12 protein-coding genes are annotated in these 16,012 nt (G+C 62.2%); 3 read left to right on the top strand and 9 right to left on the bottom strand.

Annotation, left to right across the window (positions count from 1 at the left end; genetic code table 11):
• The first annotated feature begins 74 nt into the window (after window positions 1-74).
• Window positions 75-1,448, top strand: a complete 1,374-nt coding sequence (locus tag PXK01_RS13935; RefSeq protein WP_274860564.1) for a peptidase G2 autoproteolytic cleavage domain-containing protein — start codon at window positions 75-77, stop codon at window positions 1,446-1,448.
• Window positions 1,449-1,452: 4 nt separating this feature from the next.
• Here PXK01_RS13935 and PXK01_RS13930 read toward each other — a convergent pair whose 3' ends face one another.
• The 3 genes from PXK01_RS13930 to gmd are packed head-to-tail and all read right to left on the bottom strand — an operon-like array spanning window position 1,453 to window position 5,007.
• Complete coding sequence (locus PXK01_RS13930; protein ID WP_274860563.1) at window positions 1,453-2,889, bottom strand: mannose-1-phosphate guanylyltransferase/mannose-6-phosphate isomerase; 1,437 nt, start codon at window positions 2,887-2,889, stop codon at window positions 1,453-1,455.
• A 17-nt stretch (window positions 2,890-2,906) separates the two neighbouring features.
• Window positions 2,907-3,884, bottom strand: coding sequence for a GDP-L-fucose synthase (fcl, locus tag PXK01_RS13925; RefSeq protein ID WP_274860562.1), 978 nt, complete (start codon window positions 3,882-3,884; stop codon window positions 2,907-2,909).
• A gap of 4 nt (window positions 3,885-3,888) precedes the next feature.
• A complete protein-coding gene (gene gmd, locus PXK01_RS13920) occupies window positions 3,889-5,007 on the bottom strand; it encodes a GDP-mannose 4,6-dehydratase (protein ID WP_274860561.1) in 1,119 nt (372 codons plus the stop codon).
• Between the two features lie 261 nt (window positions 5,008-5,268).
• Here gmd and PXK01_RS13915 point away from each other — a divergent pair, with 261 nt between their 5' ends.
• The gene (locus PXK01_RS13915) at window positions 5,269-6,153 is read left to right on the top strand and encodes a hypothetical protein (RefSeq protein WP_274860560.1); all 885 of its coding nucleotides are present in this window, start codon (window positions 5,269-5,271) and stop codon (window positions 6,151-6,153) included.
• Window positions 6,154-6,159: 6 nt separating this feature from the next.
• Here the strand turns inward: PXK01_RS13915 and PXK01_RS13910 are convergent, their stop codons facing one another.
• From PXK01_RS13910 to PXK01_RS13890, 5 genes are all read right to left on the bottom strand, one after another.
• On the bottom strand, window positions 6,160-7,329 hold the full coding sequence (locus PXK01_RS13910) for a glycosyltransferase family 2 protein (protein ID WP_274860559.1): 1,170 nt from the start codon (window positions 7,327-7,329) through the stop codon (window positions 6,160-6,162).
• Window positions 7,326-8,297: a glycosyltransferase family 2 protein gene (locus PXK01_RS13905; protein ID WP_274860558.1), complete on the bottom strand. Its 972-nt coding sequence runs from the start codon at window positions 8,295-8,297 to the stop codon at window positions 7,326-7,328. The genes PXK01_RS13910 and PXK01_RS13905 overlap by 4 nt, the downstream gene beginning before the upstream one ends.
• Window positions 8,294-8,827, bottom strand: a complete 534-nt coding sequence (locus PXK01_RS13900; protein ID WP_274860556.1) for a hypothetical protein — start codon at window positions 8,825-8,827, stop codon at window positions 8,294-8,296. Before PXK01_RS13900 ends, PXK01_RS13905 begins: the two co-directional genes overlap by 4 nt.
• Before the next feature lie 106 nt (window positions 8,828-8,933).
• A complete protein-coding gene (locus PXK01_RS13895) occupies window positions 8,934-11,801 on the bottom strand; it encodes a rhamnan synthesis F family protein (protein ID WP_274860555.1) in 2,868 nt (955 codons plus the stop codon).
• Window positions 11,798-12,715: an NAD-dependent epimerase/dehydratase family protein gene (locus PXK01_RS13890; RefSeq protein ID WP_274860554.1), complete on the bottom strand. Its 918-nt coding sequence runs from the start codon at window positions 12,713-12,715 to the stop codon at window positions 11,798-11,800. The genes PXK01_RS13895 and PXK01_RS13890 overlap by 4 nt, the downstream gene beginning before the upstream one ends.
• Window positions 12,716-13,015: 300 nt before the next feature.
• Here PXK01_RS13890 and PXK01_RS13885 point away from each other — a divergent pair, with 300 nt between their 5' ends.
• Window positions 13,016-14,044 carry a hypothetical protein gene (locus PXK01_RS13885; protein WP_274860553.1) on the top strand — a complete coding sequence of 343 codons (1,029 nt, stop codon included), beginning with the start codon at window positions 13,016-13,018 and terminating at the stop codon, window positions 14,042-14,044.
• A gap of 110 nt (window positions 14,045-14,154) precedes the next feature.
• On the opposite strand, the gene PXK01_RS13880 is transcribed toward PXK01_RS13885, so the two are convergent.
• Window positions 14,155-15,921: a hypothetical protein gene (locus PXK01_RS13880; protein WP_274860552.1), complete on the bottom strand. Its 1,767-nt coding sequence runs from the start codon at window positions 15,919-15,921 to the stop codon at window positions 14,155-14,157.
• Window positions 15,922-16,012 lie beyond the last annotated feature (91 nt).

The following is a 16,012-nucleotide window of genomic DNA, read 5'->3' as shown; positions in this document are numbered from 1 at the left end:
CGCCCCCGGTTAGCGCCGTTTTACAGGCGCCCGGCGCAGGGTTCCGCGATCAGCCAGAAGGAAAGCGCCGCCCCATGTCCGAGACCTCTCCGATCCTGTCCCTGCCCTATCTGATGCCCTCGCAGGCGCAGAAACATGTGACCCATAACGAGGCGCTGCAGATCCTGGATGCGGTGGTGCAGCTGCGTGTCACCGCCTTTGACGCCGAGACCCCGCCCGCCGATCCCACGCCCGGTGCGGCCTGGGCGCTGGGAGGCACGCCCACCGGCTCCTGGGCCGGGCAGGCCGGGCGGCTGGCAATCTGGCAGGGCGAGGGCTGGCTGTTCCTGGAGCCCCTCCCCGGCTGGCGCGCCTGGGGGCTCACCGAGGAGGAAAGCCGCATCTGGGATGGCAGCGCCTGGATCCTGCCGCCGCACCTGGGCGTCAACACCAGCGCCGATGCCAGCAACCGCCTCGCGGTCGCATCCCCTGCCACCCTTCTGACTCATGAAGGGGCTGGCCATCAGCTGAAGATCAACAAGGCCAGCAGCGGCGACACGGGCGCGCTTTTGTTCCAGTCGAACTGGAGAGGGCGCGCCGAAATGGGCCTTCTTGGCAAAAACGACTTTACCATCAAGGTCTCCAGCGATGGCGGCAGCTGGGCCGAGGCGCTGCGCATCGACCGCCAGACAGGTCACCTGAGCCTGGGCGCCTCCTCTCCGGCCTATCGGTTGGATGTGGACGGCGACACGCGGATCGACGGCGCCCTGGGTGTTGGCATCACCCCCAATGCCTATTGCATCAACGCTGTCGGCACCCTGCAATGCGTCGAAGGGGACAACCAGCCGGTGTTGAGGCTGGCCAATACAAACCCCGGCTTTTCAAAGGATCTGAATTTCTGGTTCCCATCGCGCTCCGCCTCTTCCGATTGGAACTTTCTGATTGCGCGTTCCGGCGGCGGCAGCGGCGATGCCGAATTCAAGCTCACGGGGAATGGCAATGGCAGTTGTGATGGCGCCTGGAGCGGCGGCGGCGCCGATTATGCCGAATGGTTCGAATGGGCCGATGGCAGCCCCACTGGCGAGGACCGGCGCGGTATTGCGGTGGTGCTGGTCAGCAGCAAGATCCGCCCAGCCGGAACCGGTGACGACCCTATCGGTGTGATCTCCACCACACCTGCCCTGGTGGGGGATGGCGACTTGGACCGCTGGAAGGGCAAATACATGCGCGACGATTTCAATGCCTATCTCTGGGAAGACCATGAGGTCGACGGAAACCTGCAACAGCGCCGCCAGTTGAACCCGGCCTATGATCCGGATCTGCCCTATACCCCCCGCGCCCAGCGGGGGGAATGGGCCATAGTCGGGCTGATGGGCAAGTTGCGCCTGCGCCGGGGCCAGCCCACGGCCACCCGCTGGATCAAGATGCGGAAGGTGTCTTCCGAGGTCGAGGAATGGCTGCTGCTGTGACGCCTTATCCCTTGGCGCCCTGACCGCGCGCGTAGACATCCTCGTAGCGGATGATGTCATCCTCGCCCAGGTAGCTGCCGGTCTGCACCTCGATCAGCACCATCGGCACCTTGCCGGGGTTTTCCATCCGGTGCACCGCGCCCAGGGGGATATAGACCGACTGGTTCTCGGTCACCAGTTTCACCTCGTCATCGACGGTGACCTTGGCGGTGCCCTCGACCACAATCCAATGTTCGGAACGGTGATGGTGTGATTGCAGCGATAGGGCCGCGCCGGGGTGCACATGGATGCGCTTCACCTGGAAGCGATCCCCCACCGCCAGGCTTTCGAACCAGCCCCAGGGGCGGTGATCCATCGGAAACTCAGTCGCCTGTTTCGCCGATTTCGCCTTCAGTGCCGCAACCGCCTGCTTCACATCCTGCGCGCGGGAGGCATCTGCCACCAACACCGCATCGGGCATCGCCACGGTGATCACGTCTTTCAGGCCGATACCGACCACCTCAAGCCCCGTATCCTCGGAGCGAATGAGGCTGTTCTCGCAGTCGATCGCGGTGGCATGACCTGCGGTGACGACGCCGTTTTCATCCGGTCCCGCCTCGCGCCAGACCGCGTCCCAGCCGCCAAGATCGGACCAGCCGGCCGCAAAGGGCACCACGGTCAGGTTATCGGCCTTCTCCATCACCGCATAGTCGATCGAGATATCCGGGCAGCCCTCCCAGGCGACAGGATCAAGCCGGAAAAAGCCGAGATCCGGCGCCCCATCGGTGATCGACGCCGTGACCGGCGCCAAAAGATCCGGCGCATGGGCGCGGAAGGCCGCCAGAATGGTTTTCACCGAAAACAGGAAAATGCCCGCATTCCACAGGAACTGGCCCGAGGCCAGCATTTGTTCGGCCGTCTGCGCATCGGGTTTTTCCACGAACCGCTTGAGGCCGATGACGCGGGGGGTGAAATCGCCCGGATCCCCGTCCAGTTCCAGATAGCCATAGCCGGTTTCCGCATGGGTGGGCTTGATGCCGAAGGTGACGATCTGGCCCGCAAGGGCTGCCGCCTGCCCGGCCTCGACGGCCGCGCGGAAGGCGGCTGCATCGGGCACCACGTGATCCGAAGGCGCCACCAGCATCAGCGCCTCGGGGTCGGTCTTCTCAAGATAAAGCGCCGCCGCCAGCACCGCCGGCGCGGTATTGCGCCCGGCCGGTTCGATCAGGATGGAACCGGGATCGATGCCGAGGCCTGCCAGCTGCTCGGTGACGATGAAGCGGAAATCGGAGTTGGTCAACACCATAGGAGCGGCGAAACCCGTCCCTGACAACCGCTGCGCCGAGGCCTGAAACAGAGTCTTTTCTCCCACCAACGGCACGAATTGCTTGGGGTAGCTTTTGCGCGACAAGGGCCAGAGACGGGTGCCGGAACCGCCGCAGAGCAGAATGGGAGTAATCATGGCAACACCTTCCGAGTTCATTTCATCCGCAGGTTTTCCAGCCCCTGCTCCAGGAACCAGGCATAGGTTTCCGCGATGCCCTCTTTGAGGGGGATGCTGGCTGTCCAGCCCAGGCGGGCTAGGCGGGAGACATCCATCAGCTTGCGCATCGTACCATCGGGCTTGCTGGGATCGGTGGAGATCTTACCCTCGAACCCGGTGACCTCGGCCACCATCTGCGCCAGCTCCAGGATGGTCACATCCGTGCCCGAGCCCACGTTGATATGGCTCAGCATCGGCTCGGTCTCGCGCTGGTAGGTCGCATCGTCCAGATCCATCACGAAAAGCGAGGCCGCCGCCATGTCGTCCACATGCAGGAATTCCCGCATCGGCTTGCCCGAGCCCCAGATCGTGACCTCTTCCAGACCGTCCCGCGCCGCCTCGTGGAAGCGACGGATCAGCGCCGGCAGCACATGGGAGTTCTCGGGGTGGAAATTGTCACCGGGTCCGTAAAGGTTCGTCGGCATCACCGAGCGGTAATCGACACCATATTGCCGGTTGTAGCTTTCGCAGAGCTTGATGCCCGCGATCTTGGCCACGGCATAGGGTTCGTTGGTCGGCTCCAGCGTGCCGGTCAAAAGCGCATCCTCGCGCATCGGCTGCGCCGCTTCCTTGGGGTAGATGCAGGAGGAGCCCAGCTGCAACAACTTCCTGACGCCCGCCGCATAGGCCTGATGGATCACGTTGCATTCGATCATCAGGTTTTCATAGATGAACTGGCCGGGGTAGCTGTTGTTGGCAATGATGCCGCCCACCTTGGCCGCCGCCAGGATCACCTGATCGGGCTGTTCCTCTGCAAAAAACGCCCGCACCGCCGCCTGGTCGGTCAGGTCGAGTTCGGACGAGGTGCGGGTGATCAGGGTCAGGTCTTCGCCTGCGGCCTTGCGGGCCTGCAGCTGGCGCAGGATCGCGCCCCCGACCATGCCGCGATGTCCTGCAACATAGATCTTCACCACGGGATTACCCTTCCACGCTGACCGGCAGATCCATGCCGTGTTCTTTCAGCAATGCGTGGCGGCGGGCGGTCTTCAGATCTTCGGCCACCATTTCGGCACACATCTCCTGGGTGGTGATCTCCGGCACCCAGCCCAGCTTTTCCTTGGCCTTGGCGGGGTCGCCCAGCAGGGTCTCCACCTCGGCGGGGCGGAAGTAGCGCGGATCGATGCGCAGGATCACATCGCCCACCTTCAGCGCCGGTGCCTTGTCGCCCTCAATCGCGGCCACGGTGGCGATCTCATCCACACCGGTCCCGGAGAACTCCAGCTCAATGCCCAGCTCACGGGCGGACCAGGTGATGAATTCACGCACCGAATACTGCACGCCGGTGGCGATGACGAAATCTTCCGCCGTGTCCTGCTGCAGCATCATCCACTGCATGCGCACGTAATCCTTGGCATGGCCCCAGTCGCGCAGCGCATCGATATTGCCCATGTAAAGGCAGGGCTCCAGCCCTTGCGCGATATTGGCCAGGCCGCGGGTGATCTTGCGGGTGACGAAGGTCTCGCCGCGGCGCGGGCTCTCGTGGTTGAACAGGATGCCGTTGCAGGCATACATGCCATAGGCCTCGCGGTAATTGACCGTGATCCAGTAGGAATAAAGCTTGGCCACCGCGTAAGGCGAGCGCGGGTAAAACGGCGTCGTCTCCTTCTGCGGGGTCTCCTGCACCAAGCCATAAAGTTCCGAGGTGGAAGCCTGGTAGAAGCGGGTCTTCTTCTCAAGCCCCAAGAAACGGATCGCCTCGAGCAGGCGCAGGGTGCCCATGGCATCCACATCCGCGGTATATTCCGGACTTTCGAAGGAGACCGCCACATGGGACTGGGCGCCCAGGTTATAGACCTCGTCCGGCTCAACCTCCTGGATGATCCGCGTCAGATTCGAGGTATCGGTCAGATCGCCATAATGCAGCTTGAACTTGGCGTGATCCACATGGGGATCCTGGTAGATGTGATCCACCCGCTGGGTGTTGAACGACGAGGCCCGACGCTTGATGCCATACACCTCATAGCCCTTCTCCAGCAGGAATTCCGCCAGATAGGAACCGTCCTGACCCGTCACCCCGGTGATCAGCGCCTTTTTCATATGTTGTCCTTACAAAACCACGCGGACAGGAACTGCCTGCAATATTTCCTGTATTTTCCCTTAAAGGAAACTCGGCGCATATTAGGCCATGATTGCCGAGGATACCATTGATCACCTAGTCTTTTCACAGTGCCGACCGGCACCACGTGCCAAGCCCCATTCACCCTGAGGCCGGGGCAGACAGATTGACCCTGCTCCGGTCTCTTCATATCAAGACAGGGGCCCTCGCAACCAGAACCTATGACAGATGCCACAGCCCATATGAGCAACCAAATTTTCTCCGGCGACATCCTCTGGCTGGGCGCCCACAAGACCGGCACCACCTATCTGCAAAGCCTGCTGCCGCATGCCCGATCAGCCCTGGCGAGGAGCGGAACCCTGTACGTGGGGCTGGAAGCCTTTCGCGGCCTCTATAGCAACCCGATTCTGAACGGCACAGCAAGCACCGCCGCGCGCGCCCTGCCCCGAAGCACGAGCGGCACACCACGCTATTTGATCTTCGACGAAAACATCCCCGCCTTGGTCCAGGACGTGTTGAGCCGCCACGCACTATACCCCGAAGGCGCAGAGCGGGCGCTGCATCTCGCGCGGCAGGCCGGGATCCATCCAGGTCGTATCGTACTGGGTATCCGTAGTTTCGACAGCTACCTACCCTCGCTCTATTGCGAGGTGCTGAAGTCCATGCCCTTCCTGCCCTTTTCCGATTTCAACCGTACGCCGCTCATCGCCCTCTCGTGGTGCGAGCTAATCGAACGTCTCGCCGCGGCCTTTCCCCGGGCGCAGGTCTGCGTCTACCGGGCCGAGGATCTGAAGGGGCGGGAAAGTGATCTCCTGGCCTGGGTCACCGGTCTGGCACCGCAGGATTTTCCCACCACGCCCGGCCCGACGCGAGAGGGATTCTCACAAGATGCGATCGACGCCCTACACGACCTGCACAGGAAGGGTCCGGTCATTCGCCAAGATGTGACCCGCTGTCTTAAGAACCATCCCCGCAGCCCCGACAGCGCCCCGTTCCGGCCCTGGGATGCCAACCGCCAGCGCGATCTCGACCTAGCCTATGCGCTGGATCTGGAACGGATCGATGCGCTTACAAAAGCCACAGCTGGACGAGTCACCCTATGGCACCCCACAGGGAGCGCCGCCTGAGCGAGATCACTCCGCGTCCTTCGGTCCGCCCAGCCCCGACCTAGCCATGGCCTTGAGGGCACGGAACTCCTGCAGCGCGCGCTGACCGTCCATCCAGTGATTCACTGTGCCCAGAGTCTGCTGCTGTCGATGCATCTCGTCCGACAGGTGCTGAAGGCGCCCCTCCAGATCCGCAAGGCGGCGCATAACCGCCTGCCCCTGCCAGCCGGAAATCACTGCTGCCAGATCCCCCGCCGCCAGCACCCGCGCAACGCCCCAGGCCCGCAGCGCCACCGGGTCGTGCCGCAGCGCCTGCCAATCCGCCTCGGGTACCGCCGACAGGGTCTCTTGCGCGCGCAGCGCATAGATCCAATGCGCGCCGGGGTCGAGCCGCTCGATATGCCAGGCCATATTCTCCAGGAGCCAGCGCAGGGCATCGGGTCGGTAGCCCCCATCGGGCAGCAGGCTCAGGATGGTCTCGTAGTGATCGAAGAAGGCGGTCAGTTCGATCCCATGGGCTGCCATGGTCTGACCGACGCGCCCCACCCGATGGGCACAGACACTGCGATCCAGGAAGCGGATATCTCCGGCGGCCAGACAAGCCTGCCAGTGAAAGGGGTTGTCCTCGTAGAAGAAATCCCCTTCGGGAAAACGCAAGCCCGCAGCGCGCAGGAAGTCCGTCCGGTAGATCTTGCGCCAAGGCACACCAATCATCTGCAAGGCCAGATGGCGGCGCGCTTCGGGATCGCGTACCGCCGCGCCCCGGGTCCACAGCGGCTGATCCGCCGGGGGCATGTAGCGGTCACATCCCGCGTCATAGACCCTGTAATTGGCAATCAGCAGATCCGAGGGACGCGCCTCATAGGTCTGCCGCGCCGCTAGGAACCCTGCCGCCTCCATCAAATCGTCCCCATCGACAAAGAACAGCGCCTCGCCGCGGACCTCGGTCAGGGCAACATTGGCCGGAATGCCGACCCCGCCATGGGTATTGGCGCCCAGGAAAATCGGGCAGAGCTCGATGCCGCGCCCTTCAAGGCAGGCCAGCCGGTTCAAAATCTCGTCGCAGGTGCCATCGCCAGAGCCGTCATCCACCACGATCAACTGATCACCCGGGCGCAGGCAGGGCGCCAGGCTGTCCAGGCAGGGGCCGATGTAATCCTCAATGTTGTAGGCAGTCACGACGAAGGAAAATTTCATCCCCAGCCCCTCCGGATATGATCGTTGATCCGATGCGCCAGCGCCGGATCGCGCGCCGCGATCAGCGCCATGCTGGCGTCATCGTGATGCGCCAGTAGAAAGGCGCTGACACGCCGGAAAAACTCTGCGTGATACTGCTCCTCCAGCGTGCCAAGGATCCAATCGAACAGGCGGGTGTAAAAGCCGGTCATCGCCAGCAGGAACTCCGGCTCGCGGCGGCTATCGCGCAGCACCCGGTGCAGGGGCGCCAGCGCCTGGAAAACCTCCAGCCGGTCGGCGCTGCGCCGGTTGGTCAGCCGACTGCCCTGTTCGGCCACGAAATGCTCGCAGCACAGCGCCCCCGAGGCCAGGATGCGGCGGGCCTTCAGAAAGCCGCTCCAGTGCAGTTCGATATCGTTATGTACCGGGATCTCGGTGCAGCGGATGGCCTCATCACGCAAAAAGGCCGTGCGGTAGATCTTGTTCCAGGGATAGGCCGCGATCTGGGCGATCTGCACCGCCTGATCGGCCCCCACCTCCTGCGGGGTCTCCCCCAAGAGCCCGCAGTCCTTCCAGCGCTGCTGATCGGCCTCCATCGGTCCCGGCTGGCCAAGGGCGCGCTGGCGGCTATCCACATGGCGGAACAGGCAGAAATCGAAAGGCATCCCCTGCTGTTTCAGATCCTGCCAGAGCGTGACCAGCGGCAGTGCCAGAAGGTCGTCGGAATCAAAGAACATCACATGGTCGGTCTGAACCGCGTCCAGCCCCATGTTGCGGGCATAACCTGCGCCGCGATGGGTGTCACCGCGCAGATAGGTGATCCCAAGCGTCGCCTCGTCAAAGCCGAGATCAGCAGGGCGACAGGGCAATGTGCTGGCATCATCGCAGACCAGCACCGCATCGAATAGCGCCAGGTCGGCAATCTGGTCCAGAAGACGCGTCAGCCCCTCGGGATCATTCCGAACCGGAATGACGAGCGAAAGTTTCATACCCCGAAAAGCGACAGGTCGATGAGGGACAGCTGGCGGAGGTCGGACGGGAAGAACACGACCAACTCACGCCAGGGCGCGGTGGCCGGAATATCCTCGCGCTCGTCCAGCTTGATCAGATCCGCATGGGTACTGGGAGCATCATAGGAGATTACCCGCTTGCCAAAGAAAGCATCCTGAAACCCACCTTCTGTACCGCTGCGCAGACAGGCGCGGAAGGTGATGGTATCCTCGGCGCGGCTCTTGCACATAAAGCCGATCACATCGCGGGCGCTCAGGTCAAAGGCGCCAAGCTCGATGTTCAGCGACAGCCACCGCCCTGGGCGGGAGGTGGTGAAACGGATATCCGCAAGCATGCCCGGACGGCTGACGAGCTGTGCTGTGGTATCACTTTCGGGATCCACCGACAGGAAAACACCCGGTGCAAACCGTGCACCCGGCTCCACCGCGTCGTCACACTCCATGGCCCGCAAGATCGCAAGAGAGTGGTTCGCCTGCGCCTCGGCGCCAAAATCAAGATTATGTTCCATCATGCCTCTGCCTGTTGCCCAATAGGTCTTTGCGCCGCCGGGTTAAAACCAGATGACGCCCGGATGTTTAGACGAGTTTTCCGCGCGAATTCAAGAGCGACCCCGATCAACGCAGGCGCAACATCCGGTCCCGCATCAGCCCCTCCAGGGTCTGCAGCACCTGAGCGGCACGCAGATCGACCGTGTGATGAAGCAACACCATGCGACGCAAGTCTTCGGCCTTGTCGCGCCGGGCCTGTTCATCGGCCAGATAGTGGCGCGCCGCCTCTTCCACCTCGGCCGGACTGGCACAGGTGACGACATGGCCCATGAATAACTCTTCGCCCGCAAAACGATCCGACACCACCAGCGCCCCCGCCAGCCCCGCATCCATGATCCGGTTCGATACGAAGCCCTGCGCCGCCATATCCGGCCAGTGATCGTTCAGGACGATGCGGGCGGCACGGTAATAGGCGGCCAGCCGGGCATTGGGCACATGGGTGCCCTTGACATATTGCGGCGGGATCAGCCCCTCCCATTCGGCGCCATAGACCGCCACCGGCAGATCCCGGTCGATACAGGCCTGCGGCATCCAGCGGGTGGTCTTGCGGGAATTGCCGATGAACAGCAGATCATGGCGCGGCACATCCGTCAGATCCACCTGCGGGTGGAACACCTCGGGATCGGCGCATTGCAGCATCACCGAGGCCTGCATCCCCAGCGGCGCGATCACCTCGGCCGCGCGGGGATAGGCGCTGACGAAGACATGGTCATAGCCGCGCATCTCCTCGAGCGAGACCCGGGTCGGATGGCTGATATGCCACATCATGTTGATCTGTTCGGGGTGCGGCTCGTAAGGAGTCACCCCGCGGAACACCAGGGTGGCGTCATCCTCGGGGTGATGCGCCTGCCAGTCGGGCAGGATGTCGACGCGGGCGCGGCAGCCCAGCCGCTCCAGCGCCCGCGCCAGGCTGGTGGCCAGGTGCAGATCGCCCCAGCGATGCTTGAACTCGGGCTTCGGGGCCGGCACTTTCAGCGCGATCTGCGGCCTGTCCTGGCGCCAGTAGAGCCGCTCGTTGCGGTGCCGCCTCTGCACCGCCTGCCGCGCCTGCGCAGGCAGGGGAGTGGGGCGGGCCAGATCCGGTCCCTGCATATCCCCGGCGCGGCGGGCGAGACCGATATGATCCAGCTGCACGGGCGCCCGCTGGGCACAGGCACGCAGAATGAAATCCCAGACCGCCCCCTCCCCCAGTTCGGCATCGAACCGCAGCCGCTGCGCATCAAGCAGATCGCGGCGGTGGGCAAAGGCCGCCAAGTCGATCAGGGGGGCCGCCAGCAGATCGGCGCGGCCATACTGCGGCGCCACCACGGCGGAGCGCGCCGCAAACCCCGCCTGCCGCGCGCTGCGCACCAGACCGCAATAGAGGCTCTGCGCCGCGGGATCGGCTTTGAACCCGGCGATGATCCGCGCCAGATGGTCCTTCCGCCAGAGCGCGCCCGGCTCCAGATAGGTGATGATATCGCCCTGCGCCTCTTCCAGGGCGGCATTGCGCGCCGCCGCCGGATTGGCCCCTGCCAGCGCCAGGAGCCGCAGCTGCCCGCGCGCCATCTGCTCCGGGAACCGGGCCCGCGCCGCAGCCAGTATCCCGTCCTCGCCGGAGGCCTCCACCAGCAGCACCTCTTGCGGCGGCGCGCTCTGGGCAAAGACCGCCTCCAGCGCACCCATCACCTGCGGCCCCGTGCCGGGATCCGCCACCGTGCAGATCACCGAGACCCCTGCCCCCTGTCCCGGTCCCTGCTCCGGCGTCACCGTCAGGCGCCGGGGCTGCTGACCGGCCTGCTCAAAGGGCAGATCCACCGCCACCATGTCGAAGCGCAGCCCCGCCTGCAGCGGCAGGATCCCCATAAGGCGCTCCACCGCATGGGCCAGGGTGCCGCAGATCTGCCCCGCCTCGGCCGGGAAATCGGAGAAAGACAGACCCAGATCCAGCAGCGGCGCCAGAAGGCTGCTGCGGCAGCAGAAGAAGGAGCCCGCCGGGAAATCCGGACAGCGTTCCGGCAGCGGCGCCAGCCCCATGCGCGCGGCCAGATGGGCGCAGAGATCGCGGCTGTCGCCATAGTTGGGCGCCCGCCGCAGCATCGGCCAATAGGCGGGTGCCACCAGGCCAAGGCCCGCATCAGCGGCAAAGAGATCCAGCATCTGTGCCGCCACCGCGGGCGAGCCCAGAAGACTGTGCCCCAGGAAATCGCCCCAGCCCGCATGATAGCTGCCATGAGGGGATTTCTTCGTGTGCAGATGCAGGAACAGGTCCGAGCGGCGGATCTCCTCGCGAAAGCTCACCAGCCAGGGCGCCACATCGCGCCCCCGGTTCGGCCCCTCCTGCAGGATCACCTGCCGCGCTTGGGGCAATGCGGTCCGCAGGCGCTGCGCGAGCCCCGCCAGATCCGCCCCCTCCGGCACCGAGACCAGCAGATCGAATGCGCAGGGCAGCCGCGCCAGCAGCACCGCCATCTGCGCCAGCATATCCGGGTAGAACAGGTGCAGATGCACCGCCAGCCGCTCCGGCAGTCTCTCGGCCGGGGGCTGTCCCTGATCCGCAAAGGTCAGCACATGGCGCACCGGGCCGTATTCGCAGCGCCCGTAGCGCTCAAGATCGGGATGTGTCCAGCTGCGGTCCTGGAAAAAGGGCATCGGGCGCCGATCTTCCTCAAGACCCACCTCAAGGTAATGCAGGAATGGATTGATCCCCATCGCCGCCACTTCGGGGTTGGCAGCCAGGTAGCCTAGCATGTCGAACCAGCGGTTCGGCGAAAGGCCCAAGCGCCAACCCGTGGTCAGGAAATGGACGCAGGCATCCTCTTCGTGGCCAAGGGCCGCATCCACCCCGCAGGCACGGGCGACTTCGATCTGCTCCCGGTAGAATGGCACGTCCAGATGGGAAGCCAGCCGCCATGCGGCGGCTTTTTCGATGCCTGACATCTCTGCCGCTGTCACCTGACCTGCTCTTGTACCCAGGTCCAAGTCTCAGCAATACCCTGCTCCAGATCAATCGTCTTCTGCCAGCCCAGCTCCCGCTCAGCTTTACCGACATCCAAAACCACCCGTGGCACGTCAAAATTGCGTCCAGGCTTGTAGACCGGGGTCACATCGCCACCGACAGTATCGCATATTTTCTGCACCACATCGGCCACCGAGGCGCCATCTCCGCTGCCGGCGTTGAAATTACCACTGGCCCCGGAAGTCAGCGCCCGGTGACAAAGTTCAGCCAGATCACGGACGTGAATGAAATCGCGCACCACGCTGCCATCCCCCCAAACCTCGATCTGTTCCTTACGGGCAAGGCGCCACAGATGGGTGCCAATCAACCCCTGGATCCCGGTATGCCCCTGACGCGGCCCATAGGGGTTTGAGGCCCTGAGCGACACGTAGTCTAACCCGTGTAGCTTGTGCTCCATAAAGAGGTAATTCTCAATCGCCACCTTAACGATCCCGTAAGAGCTGATCGGGTTCAGCGGGTGCTCCTCGTTCATCGGATCGCTTTGTGGTACACCATAGACGGTGCCGCCCGACGACAAGTAGACCATCTTGCGCACCCCGGCCTGGCGCATCACCTCCAAGAGGCGCACCATAGCGATCAGATTTCCGGTGATATCGGCCTCCGGATCCAGGTTTGAGGTGGCCGGCACGGTGGTGCTGGCCAGATGTACCACCGCATCCACCCCGTTCAAAGCCTCATAGATCTGTGCCGTATCGGCCAGGTCGCACATGACGTATTCGACATCCGGCAGCGGCGCCCGGAACTGTTCTGCACGGCGATCCAGCACCCGGACAACTTCTCCTTTGGCCAGGAGCATATCCACCACATGCGAACCGATAAAGCCACAGCCGCCGATCACAAGAACTTTCAAAATCTATTCCTTATTCAGCCAATGTTCCGAAGATGCCCACGCTTCGCCTCCTCTCATCTACCTCTGCCCGCAAGTGAAGTCTATTGACTACCGTCATAAACAGCCACGTAAGCAACCGAAACGCACCGAAAACTAAGTCCAACATACAAGCCCACCCCATACCGCAACCCTCGCAGAACCGAGACTTGAGACACATTGATAATGATGCAACAAGCGGCAGGGAGAATATCTGTTCGCAAGGATCCCGCGCGCATAGCTCGCCAAACTGCGGGACAATCAAATGAAAGGCCGCAGAGATCTATGAAGAAAATAATTCTGCATTGCGGCATGCCAAAAACCGGATCCTCTGCCCTACAAGCTCAACTGGCCCAAAGCCGCGATACCTTTCTTAAGCATGGCTATAATTATCTTCCGATGGGAGCTTTCAAAGCGGCCAGACAAGGGCAGATTACCTCGGGAAACGGAGTTGGACTGGCCAGAGCCTATCTGAACCCAGAACATCCCGCCAGTCAGGCGACACGCCGCGACGAACTCACCCGAAAATTCCGCGAGGCGATCGCGGCCAGCGACCATCATGTGATCCTGTCTAGTGAATTCTTCTCAGCAACGCCCCGGCCTCTGCTCGGGCAACTGGCCATGGAATTGTCCGATCTTGGCGAGGTCCATCTGGTCTTCTTCGTGCGCGAACAACTCAATGCCCTGGCCTCCAACTACATCCAGCAGGTCAAACGGCATCTGCTCAGCCAGTTCCCAGACGAATTCTTCGCCAAATGGGATGGCTACAAGATCCCGATGATGTATCACAGCTATTTCACCCAGCTCAAAAACCACGCACCGCAGGCGAAGATCAGCGCCAAACCCTACGAGCTGTCGCAGCAGCACCCCTCCGGGCTGATGGGGCTGTTTATCGAAATGATCAGCGCCGAAGTGCCCGCCGAAGCCCTGCCGAAAGACACCCGTATCAATCTCAGCCCCAGCCCGCAGGAAATCCGGCTGATGATTGAAATCAACAAGCACCACCCCCGCATGCAGTTTTCCGACATGTTGGTGGAAGGCAGCCATATGGCCGGGCGGGCACAGATTCACAGCCAGCATGCCATCCTGCCGTCGGCATTCGCCCGCGAGGTCAACGCCTTTTTCCAGGCCGAGAACGCAGCCTTCTTCCAAGACTTCGCCCAGTCCGAGAATATATATCGGAATACCTGGGACGAGGCGGATTTCATCGACCTGCGGCAGGTGACCTTTGATGCTACCAGTGTCATAAATATTATGGCTGGGCTGATGGTGGCGCTTGATCGGCGGCTGGCGAAACTTGAAAACGCCTCATAGATGAAACGCGGCAAAAAGAGCGCCGCCATTCTGTATCAGAATGTCAACATAGGCAATTTGATACAGAATGATGGGCGATCAAGCCACCCTACCGCAGATCAGGACAGGCTTCATCCACCGCCACGCATTTTTGTTACGATATACCTCAACGGAGCGGTGACACGCCAAGATTTGCTATTTAGTAGTCGCTCGACTTCTTCTCGGGCGGCGTTGCAAGCCGCGTCAAGCTCAACGATACGCGCTTCCGCCGCTTCGCGGGCCTGCCGTTCGCTCACAGTGCTGGCCTGCAGTGTCTGCGCTTCTTCTCGTGCCATGTTCACGGCAACATCCAACTCGGCTGTACGCTTTTGCGCCGTCTCCTCTGCCAGTGCGATACGGTCGCGCTTGGCCGCCCCCTCTGACACCGGCGATTGTGGCTCTTGATCCTGGCCGTCAGAAGTTTCGCCGCTTAACAGACGTTCCATTTCACCATCCAAACGCGCAAAAAGCATCTGCTTCATTGCAACAACTTGCCGAGCATCGCGTTCCGACTTGCGCCTGAGTGCTCTGTGCTCGGCTTCAAGATTCTGCAAATGGCACTCAAGTTCAGAAATCTTCCGTTCATCCGCAATGGTCTGGCTATGAACCTCTTCCGCCTCCGCGCGGCTTTGTTCCAACTGACTGCGCAATTGATCGCGTTCAAAGTCCGTCTGCTCCAGCGTTTTTTTCAGCGCGTCGTGCCTGTCTTCCAGCGCATAGTGGCTGTCTTCCAAGGCACGGTATTGCGCCTCCGCAGCTGCCCGGGCCTGTCGCTCTGCAGCATTGTCGGCCCGGAGCGAATTTGCCTCTTCCCGCACAGTCTCCAGGGCCTCGTTCAGCTCATTGACCTGAGCCTGCGCATTGGCCCGAATTTTCTGTTCAGTGGCATGATTGAACGCATGCGATGCCGCTTCTTGCTGTGCCGTACGCGCCGCGGCGTCGAGTTCGGCGATTTTTACTTGCGACTGTTCGACTTCAGACGTCAGCCGTTGCACCCGATCGCTCTCGCGCTGCGTTTCTTGCATGAGCAAACTCAGTAGAGCATCCATTTCTCGAAGCGTAGCTCGAATAATATCTAGCCTTTTATAATCGCTTTGTGTTTCTCCTTCACACACCCAACGCTCTAGAATTCCGTGGGTCTCACCGACCCAACCCGAAACAATGCCTTGCGAGAGTTCTTCCATATCAGCTGCGTGGAAATTCCGACGTGTTTCCGAAAGGAACTCTTCTATCCCGGGCGCGGCAGTGCCGGGTCTTATCGGCCAGAAAAGCTCCAGATCGCTGCCGATGCGCTCGACCGCCTTCGGCCAATTCGCCAACAGCCCGTCACAGGACACAAAGGAGCGCTTGCACCCACGGCTGCCTGCTTCGGCATCAAGAACATGCCGCAACCAAAGCAACAGCCCATGGCTCTCGGGCCACCCGTTGCGACGGGTCAACGCGGCTGCAACCTTGACAGGATTACGATGGGTCCAGACGAAATGAGGTTCAATGCCGCTTTGCGCCATAACCGCGTTCCAGAAGGGCAGCAGACGACAGATACGGGAATCCCTGAGAACGAAAAGGCGCGAGGTTCCGAAGTCCTGCGTCAACATCTTCTGCGCCTGAAGGGCATATTCCTGTTCCAGCGGCGAGTTGTACCAATCCTCATCGATCTCGTGCCAATCATCCCAGGAGGATCCGGCAGAGGCGAGCAGCGCATCGTTGAGCGCGGCGGCATGCATCGGCTCTTGCGGCAGATCGGCCCCCATCCGGGTCAGCACGCCCGCCAGCGCCGAGGTGCCGGAACAATGCGCCCCCAGCACGACAAGCGCGGTACGGGACGGGGAAGAGGTAACCGATTTCTTCTTTTTTGCCATTTTTCTGCTTCCAGTCGTCCCTGCTTCAAAGGCCTGAATAGGGGTCGTGGAGCTCAATATAGCCCCGCCAGCAACCCGATTTACAGCGCGG

It is taken from the genome of Phaeobacter sp. PT47_59, from assembly GCF_028890025.1.
In the GTDB taxonomy this organism is placed as follows: Bacteria; Pseudomonadota; Alphaproteobacteria; order Rhodobacterales; family Rhodobacteraceae; genus Phycobacter.
Note: the sequence above shows the minus strand (reverse complement) of the source record. Positions and strands in the feature narration are given on the sequence as shown.